Here is a 12134-nt window from a genome sequence, read left to right as displayed (position 1 = left end):
CTCATTGTATATCCACAGCAAACATCGTATGTTCTTTCAACGTCCCCTGGATTGGGACAGGCTGTGAACCATACTCTGTGAATCCTGCCTTTTGGAGTACACGGATGGAACCGGTGTTATCAGGTACCGCACCAGCTTCGATGCGAGTGATTTTAGTCTCATGTTCGGCAAACTCCAGCACACATTGCAGGGCTTCGCTCATATAGCCTTTTCCTTGATGCAGTACATCCGTTACATAACCAACGAACCATTTGGGAGTTGAATCCAGTATAATCTCGAACAGAGAAATCTCACCGACAAGTTCATCCGTTCTATGTAGAAAAATGCCGAAAGAATAGCGAATTCCTTCTTCTCTCTTCTTATTCCAGCTCTCAATGAGTGCCCTTTGACTTTCCAAGCTGTAGTAAGCGTCATCCCGATTACTCGCTGAGGTGCTCTCAATTGCCACACGATTACGAACCTGTAGATCCAGAAGCAATGAGGCGTCTTCCACATTCCAAAATCTTACATAGATACGTTCTGAACTATATTTCATTATATTAGTCCTCCTCTATTATGTATGGGTGCAAAGAGCTCGCCTGTGCATTGGAGCCAGTTTACCTTTTGAGTATTATGTTCTAATTATATCAGGTCATTATAGGAGTACGAGCGAATCAACGAGAATTGTTTTGCCAGAAAATGCGGGGAATACGGCATGTCGTTACGTAACCAAGCCACAATGGTACCAATCAGGGCGGAAGAACCATACCAGATGGCAATTTCCTTGTGAATGCCGGAGTCCTCCAGGACATCTTCCATCTCGGCACGATCTATCTTAGCTTTGACCAAGGTACTTAACAGTTTCAGGAGTCGTTCTGTGAAAATGGGCGTGCGCTTCGTGGCAAGTACCACCTGATAGAATGATGCGTTCTCTGCAAAATGCTCCAGTAACTTGACCAGAACCGGCCAGGCCTCTTCTGTTCTTTGCTTCTCAAAATGAGGGGCATATTCTTCCACGATCCGTTCAATATGCTCAATCATCTCATCAGCCATCTTCTCCATCATATCCGTAATATCCCGATAGTGCAGATAGAAGGTTACCCGATTGATCGTCGCTCGTTCGGCAATTTTGTTTACTGACAATTTCTCAATATCCATTTCCTGCAGCAACTCAACAAATGCACCTCGAATTAACTGACGTGTTCGCAATATTCTTGGGTCCACAGGCGATTTCTTCTCATCTTTCACGTGTATCCCTCCTTCAAATTTGAAACATTACAATTTTAAACAATCAGTCGTTTATTTTCGATTTACACAACAATATCATAACATTTGTAAAATAAACGACGAAAACACCTCATAACGTAAATTGTAATCTGTCCGAATATGTATATAATTCAATAAATACAATGTAAACTATACAACACGTTGTAAATTTAGTCACGCGTGGATTGAAAGGATGAAAAGGATTGAGTCAGGTTAAGTTACAAGATGAATCTTCCGTAAAGAAAGGCCCTATTCTGTTTATCATGATTCTGGGAGCCTTCCTTGCAACGTTGAATCAAACGATCATGAGTGTCGCTACACCGGAACTGATGGGTGATTTTAACATCTCCGCCGCAACAGCACAATGGTTAACGACAGGTTACATGCTGGTAAACGGGGTGCTGATCCCCATTACAGCCTACTTCATGCAACGCTTTTCAACCAAGCAATTATTCCAAGCTTCGATGTTTATTTTCCTAATCGGTACCATCGTATCCGCTCTTGCAACCAACTTCGGCACATTGCTGACAGGACGCATGATTCAGGCAGCGGGCGCAGGTATTATCATGCCACTCTTGATGCACGTTATTTTGACCTTGTTTGCTCCTGAAAAAAGAGGATCAGCCATGGGTATGGTTGGTTTTGCGATCATTTTCGCCCCAGCAATCGGGCCTACCCTTGCCGGTTATATTCTGGAGAACTACTCTTGGCAAACGATGTTCTATGGCATGATTCCATTAACGCTTATTGTTATTGCCTTTGCATTTGTATACCTGAAGAATGTATCCGAACGGGTCAACACCAAGTTCGACACGATCAGTGTCGTGCTGTCCACCATCGGATTTGGCGCATTGCTGTATGGCTTCAGCAGAGCAGGAAGTCTGGGATGGTCTAGTGCAGAAGTACTTATCTGTATTGCTGCTGGTCTTGTTGCACTTGCACTGTTTACATGGCGTCAACTCGTTTCGGAAGATCCATTGCTCGATTTGCGGGCTTTCAAGTACAACATGTTCTCCCTGACCACGGTCATTAGTATCGCAATTACAATGATCATGTATGCTGACATGATGTTGCTTCCCCTGTACCTCCAGAATGCACGTGGTTACACTGCACTGGAGTCCGGATTATTACTCCTTCCGGGTGCCCTTGTCATGGGCTTCCTGATGCCTGTAGCCGGAAAATTGTTTGACCGGTTTGGAGCGAAATGGCTGGCTGTTATCGGGATGGTCATTACGATCGTGACGACCATTGGTTTCATCGACTTAACGGATTCAACCAGTTATGGTTACCTGGTGTTAATGTCGACAGGCCGTCGTATTGGTATGGCTCTGCTCATGATGCCGATTCAAACTGCCGGGCTCAACCAACTGCCTCCAAGACTTGGTGCACATGGTACAGCCATCTCCAACACCGTCAGACAAGTTGCTGGCGCTGTAGGTACATCATTGCTCGTGAGTGTCATGACCTCCCGTACAACGGCACATATACAGGATATGATGGCAACTGGTGCAGCCAATGGCCTCACTCAACAACAGTTGGCTAAAGAGTCCATGATTCAGGGTATCAATGATGCGTATGTTGTTATCATCGGTATCGCTGTCGTGGGATTGATTCTATCCTTCTTTATCAAACGTACCAAACAAGCCAAAGAGGAAGAAGTCAAACAGGTTGTCAGACAAAAAGTTTCTATGAATTCTAATTAAGTCATCCAGTCTCATAATTGCTTGTATAGCAAAGCGGCAGATCAGGACGTTTACGTCTGATCTGCCGCTTTTTAGGTTGTATCCCGTATGAACCTTTCTTCTACCCAACAATCTTTACTGGCAGAGTGGTCAACGACTGTCCGGGAGCTGAAGTAGCCAGATTATTCTCCAGATCAAAGGACTCCACTGGTTCAATCCGAGCAATTTTCTCCACAAATGCAGTCAAAGCAATGCTAAGTTCCATTCTTGCCAGCGGGGCACCCAGACAAAAATGTGGGCCATTGCCAAAGGTAAGGTGTTTTTTGTTATTACGACGATGAATGTTTAACTCAAACGGGTCTTCAAACATCTGCTCGTCCATATTGGCTGCACTCATCCAGGAGATGACAACATCACCTTTTTTCAAATCCACCCCGAGCAATTGGTTATCCTGCTTCACTGTCCGATGTCGCTTGGCATTTTGGAACCGATATCGAAGCATCTCTTCTACTGCAAGCGGAACCCATTCTGGATTTTGTCTAAGTTGGTCATACAAACTCGGGTCATCGTACAGAAAAGAATAGAACGTATTTGAAACCATATGGCTGGTTGTCTCAATTCCGGCTCCAAGCAAAAGCATCGTTGTTCGAACAACTTCGTCATCCGTGAACTTCTCACCCTCCACTTCGACATTCAACAGATCCGTAATGATATCGTCACCAGGGTTGGTTCGTTTATGAACCACAATGGGATGCAGGAAGTGATAATACTCTTGAGCTGCAGTCTGCTTTTTCAGTTCACTCTCCTCAGCAGTCTTCGGATTAGTGGGCTGAAACAGAATATCTACCCAATTCTTGAAACGATGACTGCCTGTGAGAGGAATACCGAGCAGATCCGCCATAACCATGGAAGGCAGCGGAGCGGCCAACGCCTGAACAATATCAATTGTCGTATTAGGCTCAATATCTGCTACAAGTTGATGCGCAATATTGCGAATTCGCGGCTCCCAGTTTTTCAGACTTCGCGGAGTAAAAGCGGCAGATAACAACGAACGACTTTTCTGATGACGTGGGGGATCAATACTTGATATGTTTAATTTGTCCGGAGGTGTGCCTTCGTTGTTCTTCGCTCCGACCGCAATGGTCGTTCGAGTTCCTTCAGCTGAAAAATACTCATGATTGCTCAGAACCTGCTTGACATCATCGTATCTGAACACATTCCAGGTATCTGTATCTTCGTGATAGTACACAGGATGCTCGGACAGCATTTTTCGAAACCAGTGAAGTGGGAAAAACTCTTCAGACCTGGACTGGAACCCTGTAATGTCCTCAACGCGTATCACTTCTTTATACATTTGGAAGCCACCTCTCAGAATAGTTTCGTGATTGGTTACATGGATACCTGAATTGACAGTTCAGCACCTACATCCATTTTATACCACCCGTTCATTTATTCATATAAACCATTTGAACTAAATCAGAAAAACCCCTTATATAAAGGGGTTTTTCTTTTATACGAATCGTATATTATTTATTCCAGATTTTCAGAGTGATATGCGATAAGAGACAATCTATCATCAATCGCCTAGTTTCGCCAATGATTCCTGCAGCTGATCCAGCTGTGCAGACAGGTCTTCAATCAAGCTCTGCGTTTGGCTTGCCTTCTCCATTAAGACCTGTACGTCCGAACCGTCTTTTGATGCTTTGCCGATTGGTGATGACTTCAATTCCGACAATTCGCGTTCGTACGTTTCTTGTTTCTCCAAAGCTATTCGCAGTTCTTCCTTTGTCGTACCGATCTCATGTTCCAGATATATGATGTCGGACGAGTTCGCTCCATCGGATAAACGTTGTGAATAGGTCATGACTCACCTCTTTCCATTTCATCCATTGCTTTGTCAACCATGTACGGTCCAATATCGATATCCAGTTCCATGCCGAGAGCTAGTTTCGCCAGTTGACTCCCGATAAAAGGCCCCATGGTTAAGCCAGAGGCGCCCAGTCCATTCGCGGTAATCAGCCCCCGCCACCCTGGCACACCTCCCATTACAGGCAGAAAGCCTGGTGTGAACGGTCGGAAGCCGACTCGTACTTCATGGAATGTACTGTTTGCGAGACCCGGTGCCAATTCCAGGCCTTTATTCAAAACCTCCTGCATACCGCCGGCGGTTACTCTTGTATCATAACCTTCCACATCATTCTCATGAGTGGCTCCAATCACAATCCTCTGTTGATCAAAGGCCAGCAGATATTGGTCAGACGGGGGCATAATTACAGGCCAGCGACCTGTATCCGCCTCCTCCGTGAGATGTAAATGCATAATTTGTGCCTTCTGATAGTGCACTTTAAAGTGTATGCCGAGAGGCTTCAACAGTGCATTCGCCCATGCACCTGCACAGACAATGACTTCATCTGCCAGAAAGCTTTGATCGTGAACAGCCACTCCAATGACCCGATCTGCTTCGAATTGAAGCGTGGCGTCTCCATGGATCAATTTGGCTCCATTTCGCTGTGCAGACCGGATTAAGGCATCACGAAGCGCCCGTCCATCTATACGTGCAGCACCGCTGATATGTACCGCTTGATAATGTTCTTCCAGCAGTGGAAAACGTTCTTGGGTTTCTTTGGCATCAAGAGGTGTAATCTCACCAATCTCCGGGGCATCTGCTTTGCGAAGTTGTGCCCGCTCTTGCATCTTGTTGATTTTGTCCTCATCCATATGAATGCTGAGCGCACCCACTTGAGCATATCCGGTCTCCGTTTCTCCTTCATCCTCAAGCTCCGCTATGATACCAGGGTAGAACCGCGCACCAGCCTTGGCGAGTTGATACCAGTCCTGGTTACGTCGCTGCGACAGCCATGGACAGATGATCCCGGCAGCGGCATCCGTTGCCTGTCCTATATCTTTTCGATCTATGATGATTACTTCTGCGCCCCGTTTGGCTAATTGATAGGCTGTTGATGCCCCCAGAATACCCGATCCGACTACGATGACTTTCTTCATGTTTGCATCCCTTTCCTTAATTACTCATCCGTTATAGCGTATACTGTTTCGCATTCTGTTGGCAAGGCAGGCGTACTTTTAGTCCATAAATAGAGACTGATCTGACTGCGGTTCACATTAATCTATCCAAAATACAATTGTTGAAATCATTTTTTGAAAACGTTTTATTATCGCTGGTCATTTAATTAAAATTATTCCATTTATGTAATATAATTCTTCCTAGGTTTCTTTTAACGCTGTAACCACGCCACTTACGCACATGATTCTTTAACGAAAAGAGGAATAACACGACGATGCCGAAACCTAGCATGGGGAATCCACTGGATGCCGATATGCCGCTCATGATTACAGGGCAAAACCAGTTGACCGTTGATGAATTGATGAATTGGAGCGACCATTCACGGGATTACAGCATTGTACAGTGCATCGGAGGAACAGGGCGAATCGCAGCTAAGAATCATGAATTTTCGATCAAAAAAGGAACCGCTCTTATTTTGTTCCCGGAGGTAACCTACCATTACCACAATCTGAGTGATTCATTACGATTTGATTGTCTGTCTTTCAATGGCTATTTATTGCCACGTTTCTTGCATACCTTGCAGATCGGGGAGCTGCGCGCCTTCAAGCCGGACGGAATGCTTCATATCCTGTTGCATGAAATTACGTTGGCGCTGCAGTCCCGGCACAAGGATCAGATCTGGCACGTATCCGCATTACTGTACATGCTTTTGGTCCGATTAACCATTGAAGGTGAACGCTATAGTGCTTATGAACGTTCGGATGCTCGATTAAGATTGGATGAACTCATTACTTTTATCAAACAAAATTATCATCAGGATATCTCTCTCCCCATGTTGGCTGAGCAGATGGACGTAACCGAACAACACCTGAACCGGATATTCAAAAAAGAATTTCAAATGACGCCACTGGAGTATCTCATGCGATACCGGTTGTTGAAAGCCAAGGAAATGCTCATTGAAAACAATGCAACTACGGCTCATGAAATAGCCAAAGCAGTTGGTTTTAACAGTGCCAGTTACTTTGGATCAGTGTTCAAAAAATACGAAGGCATCTCTCCTATCGAGCTGCGCAAGCAGTATCTGGGTTAAAGAGCCTTCATATCAATCTCGGCCAGCGAGGATAACCGCAGTTCATGTATGGTGAATTCCAGACCACGCGTTACCTCGTTAGGCACGATGATACAACGAATCCCTGCGGCATTGGCTGCCTTCAGTCCGTTAGGTGAGTCTTCGAACACAATCGCTTCGGAAGCCTCGACTCCCAGACTCTGGAGAGCAAGAAGATACAGTTCAGGATCAGGCTTGACACGCTTCACATCTTCCGAAGTATGAACAACGGTGAAATAATCAAAAATGCCTAGTTTCTTCAAATAACCATGAACCCAGTCCCGTGTGGAGCTGGAAGCAACGGCAAGCTGAATCCCCTGTTCCCTCGCAGACTGAAGCAATTCATACACGCCTGGCAGAATAGCCGCCTGTCCCAGATAGGCTTCGTATTTCTGTTCAGAAAGCAGTTTGATATGATCATGATCTATCTTTTGTTGGAGCGCTTGCTCCAGATACAGGAATGGATGAAATTCCTCAAAGGATGTCCCTACATTTTTCGACCATAGCTCCAGGCCAAGTTCAACCCCGTGCTCTTCATAAATATCGCGAAACGCATAGTACCAAGGTGTCTCTGTATCGACAATGAGTCCATCAAAATCAAATATAAATGCTTTTACCATGATCCTGTTCTCCCTCCATTGATCGGCCAGGGAAGCGGTTTAGAAGCGTGCGGTCAAGTCCGGATGAGTAACGTCCACTGATAAAAAGTGACACGTACAGCCCGTTCCCGTCGGCGACTGAACGACTAATCCAGCTCGAAGTTCCCCCTGTGTCGGCATCCCGAAATAACGAATTAGTTTCCACTCATCCCCATCGGGTGAATAAAAGAATGATATGCAGCCCTCTACTTTGCGTATACGCAGATAGGGATTAGGTACGGAGACTTCAACCGAATTACAATCATCAGATGAACCATCACGAGTGACCACCGACACGATCGTAGGTGCTTTCCCATCATATTCAAAACAGATTTTGCACCAGTTGCGATCATCCGCCATTATCATCAGACAACCGGAGTCATATTGATTTTTCATATCCACCGTTAATTGGGTCGTAATTTCGAAGTCTCCAGGCACGGGCATGGACAAGAACGGCGCAGTTGCACGAATGTGCTTCCCCGCTGGATCTTGGAAAAAGTCCGTATCCGCCTGTGCTTCCACCCGTACACCTCCCTGATCCGTATAAGACCAGATCTTAGGCTCGTTCATCCATGTCCATTGCTTCCGCGCTTCTGTTGTCATAACGTTAGTCATTTGTAAGTAGCCTCCCAAGTTAAAATTTAATCTAGTTTTTTTTCTGTACTACATATTCGCTCCAGATACAGTAAACCCCTTTTTCTACATATTTTTGTAAGCTTCCAGCACTTGGGAGTGCTTTTGCGGATCTGGCAGGAAGAACATGATGACCATAAGTACGACGTACAGACCAAGAATGACACTGAACAACAGTGTTGGATTGTGATGGTAGAGCAAGCCCGTCAGGTAACCCGATGGAATGGCTGTAAGCGTCATAACCGTCTGCACAGCGGAGAACATGTCGGCTTTCTCATGCGTACCCAATCGGTTCATCAGCAAGGAATCCCGGTACGTCTGTAGGATGAAGTTACCCGCAGCAAGCACGATCAGCGTGAGAAACAACATCCCTATATTCCCCACGGGGATCAATAGAAACAGGATGGCCCCGGCCGTACTAAGCACGATGGAAAAACCAACATACTTTTCCTCTGAACGCCGTTTCAGTCTCGGAATGATCACCAGATAGAGCAGCATGACGGTTAACGCTGTCACTACCGGGATAAACGAAATGACACGGTCATCGAATTTCAACTGTTCTTTGAAGAAAATAACCTGAAAGAAATTCAGCTGCAAAATCAGATTGGATAACACTGTGATCAAAATAATCGGAAAAAGTCGCCGTTTGTAAAACGATTTGCCGAACAGACGCAGACTGGCACCCAAGCTCTGAAGTACACGGGTTTTACTATGCAACCCCATAAGTTCCTTGCCGACTTCAGTCTCATCCGTGTATCGGTTCCGAATGAAGAACATGGCCGTCATGAGGATGCCCCCCACAAAGTAAATGCTGGCCAGTGTTGGCACAATACCAAAATCAGCAATGACCACCCCGGCAATGGGGGTTAATACCCCGGCACCTGTAATAATCATGTTGAGAATGGCAAACACTTTCGATCGTTTGTGTTCCTCCACATCCTCAATAATCAGACAGTTAAATGCGACCGTTACAAACTTCGAAGTTGCATTCAGCAAGTAGGCGATCAAAAACAGCCAGAAGTTCTGTGAGAATGCCCAGATGAACATGGGAACACTCCAGGCAAGCAGATCAAAGATCAGCGTTGTTCGCTTCCGACCCAGCTTATTCGTAATGGAACCCGCAAACAATTGAAAGATAAAGGCAAAATAGAGATTTACCGAATTGATTAAACCGATTTCGATGTCCGAAAGTCCGGCTTCCTTCATATATAAAGGAGCGTAGAAGAGAACGATCGTGCCCGGAATTGCCCATACCGGTTCGAGTAAAATGGAGTAGCGTGGATTCTTCGGCAAATCTTGAAGCAATTTCAATCGATATCCCTTCCTTCTGCAGTTTTCACCGCTGCGAATTCCAACTTCTCGCAGCGGCAAACCTGCTAATGTCTACATGCTTATAGTACCTCTTATAGGATAAGAGCTGTTTTGACCGAATTCATCGGTAACTTCGCTCCAGTATGCAAGTCATAACCAATCGTTCCATTAAAGGCCTGTTCATAATCACTCAGCAGTTCCTTCGCTGTCACCATCTGTTCCAGTTCCGGAATGCTTTGGGCAAATTTCAATGCCGTACTGATCATGGAGTGATTAGCAACTGCACCAATGATACTAATACCATCATTAATCACGGCAGTTGATTTGAACGTCACCTCATAGCTGTCGTCATATCCCATAGGGATGATTTTGCCGCCTTTGGCAATCATCTCAAACCCTACATGAAGCTGGTTACCCACCGCGTCCACTACAATATCAAACTTCTTGTTATTATTAATCTCGTATACTTTATCAAGCGTCAGGTCCTGAGGATAGAACACATGATCCGCGATTCCGGAAGCAAACTCTTTGCGGTATGGATCAACTTCCGTGCCTACAGTAAGCCTTGCCAATCGTTTGCTCACAAGCTGACACAAGGAACCGATTGCACCCGAACCGAGGACCAGTACAGAGTCACTTGGCTTAGTGCCTGCTTTCATGAATGTCTGAAGCACACATCCCAGTGGTTCAATCATCATGGCTGTTTCCCAGCTCATGGAATCCGGGATGGCATAGATATACTTTTCGTCCCCTACAAAATACTCGGCAAAGGTTCCGTGCGTCGTCATCCCCACCTGATAGTCATCAAAATTCTCGCAGTAGATGAACAGACCTTCGCGGCAATAAGAGCAGGTACCGCAAGATTGTGTGGGATCAACCAGTACCCGATCGCCGATCTTGAAACCACGTACTTCTTCGCCCACCTCAACCACGGTGCCTACGCCTTCATGACCAATGATCGTTCCTTTATTCGCAGGTACTTTGCCTTTGACAATATTCAGGTCTGTCCCGCAGATACCTGAACCATAGATTTTAATTTTTACCTGGTTTGGCTTCTGAATGGTTGGCTCCTCAATCTCCTGGTACGTCACCTGTTTGAGATCCTGATATACGAGTGCTTTCATTGAATAATTCCTCCTAGTCGATTGTCGATTTCTAATTTATGGATTAAGCTTTCAACGTTTTCGAAAGTTGCATCGAATGAAGATGTTCCTGCTTCTGAATCTCTTTCCAGTCTGACAGGATCTGCAACAGAGCTTCCTCGACCCACAGCAATTCTTCCCGTGTATGGGCATCCGAGAAAATAAAGTAACCTTTGGTGAAAATGCCGAAGTGAGCCATTCTCTTCACCATGAACTCGCGGAAAGGGTCCGTTTGGAAGTTATCCTCGGCCAAGGATTGAATGCAGAAGCTTGCATACGTCCCCTTCAATTCCAATTGATCCGTTAAACCGAGCAACACAAGCTCAGATTCCAGACGATCCATGATCCGGGTTGCCGGATCACGCCAGGACGGCCATACTTTCGCATTCTTCATTAATCGTTCACAGGCAATGGCTGCCGCAAGCGCTGTTGTTTCGCTGGAATGCGCATTGCTGAATCGAACCTGTCCTGACAGAGACATCAAGTGCTCTGGTCCCAAAACTGCTGCGAGCGGCAACCCGTTTGCCATACCTTTGGAGATACAGAGCAGATCAGGCCAGATGTCATATTCTCCTGCTGTAGCCTGTTTGCCCATTCGAATACCGGAAGTGACCTCATCGAATATGATAATGATGTCCAGAGACCGGCATAGATTGACAACTTCATCCAGCGCATCCCGTTTCCACTCATTGGGACATAAAACAATACATGCGATATCCTCGGGAGATGAGGTAATCTGGGCCTCAATTCGCTCCGCAGTCGGTTTGTTAACCCAGATCGTTGAACGCTCAATATCTACAGGAATGCCCCGTTCTTTTGTCTGGCCACCGTAATATCCGTATGCGGACCAATCATGCCACCCGTGATAAGCCGTCGCAATCACCTTGCTTTTGCCACTTGCAGCACGGGCAAGTCGTACAGCCCCACTCACTGCATCCGCACCACTTTTGGTGAAGCGCAGCGACGGATAACGACCCTCGAACCGCTCCAGAATCAACTCGGCACATTCAAGCTCGATGTCGGCCGGAACCGAAAAGCTTGTCCCTTTTTTGAGCTGGTGAATGACGGTTAGTTGAACTTCATGTCTCGCATGGCCCCAGGATGCCGTACCCATAGCCATTTCGCAATCCAGCCATTCATTACCGTCAATATCTGTAAATCGGGATTTGTAAGCCTCTGCACAACATACAGGTGTATGCCCTGGAAATAAACGTTCAGGTGCTTTGGCTAAAGTGCTGCATCCGCTCGGTATTACCTTTTCGACTTGCTCCAACCACTCCAGATTACGGCTAAATCGTACGGCACGATCGAGCGTGCTCTCTTTTTCTTTCACCTTAAGTACCTCCCTGTTTA

The 12134-nt window shown here is 45.9% G+C and carries 12 protein-coding genes; 2 read left to right on the top strand and 10 right to left on the bottom strand.

Features of this window, described 5'->3' with window-relative positions:
- Position 1 precedes the first annotated feature (1 nt).
- The gene (locus tag ACTHPG_RS08945) at positions 2-535 is read right to left on the bottom strand and encodes a GNAT family N-acetyltransferase (RefSeq protein WP_440388780.1); all 534 of its coding nucleotides are present in this window, start codon (positions 533-535) and stop codon (positions 2-4) included.
- Positions 536-621: 86 nt separating this feature from the next.
- Positions 622-1227 (bottom strand): TetR/AcrR family transcriptional regulator, encoded by a 606-nt coding sequence (locus tag ACTHPG_RS08940; protein WP_339242450.1) that lies wholly within the window; start codon positions 1225-1227, stop codon positions 622-624.
- 281 nt (positions 1228-1508) lie between these two features.
- On the opposite strand from ACTHPG_RS08940, the gene ACTHPG_RS08935 reads away from it, so the two are divergent.
- Entirely contained in the window at positions 1509-2948 is a 1440-nt protein-coding gene (locus ACTHPG_RS08935; RefSeq protein WP_440390194.1) for a DHA2 family efflux MFS transporter permease subunit, read from the top strand.
- Between the two features lie 100 nt (positions 2949-3048).
- On the opposite strand, the gene ACTHPG_RS08930 is transcribed toward ACTHPG_RS08935, so the two are convergent.
- From ACTHPG_RS08930 to ACTHPG_RS08920, 3 genes are all read right to left on the bottom strand, one after another.
- Positions 3049-4281, bottom strand: coding sequence for a cytochrome P450 (locus ACTHPG_RS08930; protein WP_440388778.1), 1233 nt, complete (start codon positions 4279-4281; stop codon positions 3049-3051).
- 222 nt (positions 4282-4503) lie between these two features.
- Positions 4504-4791, bottom strand: a complete 288-nt coding sequence (locus ACTHPG_RS08925; protein WP_440388777.1) for a hypothetical protein — start codon at positions 4789-4791, stop codon at positions 4504-4506.
- Positions 4788-5930, bottom strand: a complete 1143-nt coding sequence (locus ACTHPG_RS08920; RefSeq protein WP_440388775.1) for an NAD(P)/FAD-dependent oxidoreductase — start codon at positions 5928-5930, stop codon at positions 4788-4790. Before ACTHPG_RS08920 ends, ACTHPG_RS08925 begins: the two co-directional genes overlap by 4 nt.
- Before the next feature lie 293 nt (positions 5931-6223).
- Here ACTHPG_RS08920 and ACTHPG_RS08915 point away from each other — a divergent pair, with 293 nt between their 5' ends.
- Positions 6224-7039, top strand: coding sequence for an AraC family transcriptional regulator (locus tag ACTHPG_RS08915; protein ID WP_440388774.1), 816 nt, complete (start codon positions 6224-6226; stop codon positions 7037-7039).
- Here ACTHPG_RS08915 and ACTHPG_RS08910 read toward each other — a convergent pair.
- The 5 genes from ACTHPG_RS08910 to ACTHPG_RS08890 form a co-directional block, all read right to left on the bottom strand.
- Positions 7036-7677, bottom strand: coding sequence for an HAD family hydrolase (locus tag ACTHPG_RS08910; protein ID WP_440388773.1), 642 nt, complete (start codon positions 7675-7677; stop codon positions 7036-7038). The two genes, ACTHPG_RS08915 and ACTHPG_RS08910, sit on opposite strands and share 4 nt — an antisense overlap.
- Positions 7678-7716: 39 nt before the next feature.
- Complete coding sequence (locus tag ACTHPG_RS08905; RefSeq protein ID WP_440388772.1) at positions 7717-8310, bottom strand: DUF1349 domain-containing protein; 594 nt, start codon at positions 8308-8310, stop codon at positions 7717-7719.
- 84 nt (positions 8311-8394) lie between these two features.
- The gene (locus ACTHPG_RS08900; protein WP_440388770.1) at positions 8395-9639 is read right to left on the bottom strand and encodes an MFS transporter; all 1245 of its coding nucleotides are present in this window, start codon (positions 9637-9639) and stop codon (positions 8395-8397) included.
- A 92-nt stretch (positions 9640-9731) separates the two neighbouring features.
- On the bottom strand, positions 9732-10763 hold the full coding sequence (locus ACTHPG_RS08895) for a zinc-dependent alcohol dehydrogenase (protein WP_440388769.1): 1032 nt from the start codon (positions 10761-10763) through the stop codon (positions 9732-9734).
- A 43-nt stretch (positions 10764-10806) separates the two neighbouring features.
- Positions 10807-12114, bottom strand: a complete 1308-nt coding sequence (locus tag ACTHPG_RS08890; RefSeq protein ID WP_440388768.1) for an aminotransferase class III-fold pyridoxal phosphate-dependent enzyme — start codon at positions 12112-12114, stop codon at positions 10807-10809.
- Positions 12115-12134 lie beyond the last annotated feature (20 nt).

This window comes from Paenibacillus sp. SAF-068 (assembly GCF_051967555.1).
Taxonomy (GTDB): Bacteria; Bacillota; Bacilli; order Paenibacillales; family Paenibacillaceae; genus Paenibacillus.
The sequence above is the reverse complement of the archived record's forward strand: the minus strand, read 5'-3'. Positions and strand labels throughout refer to the sequence as shown.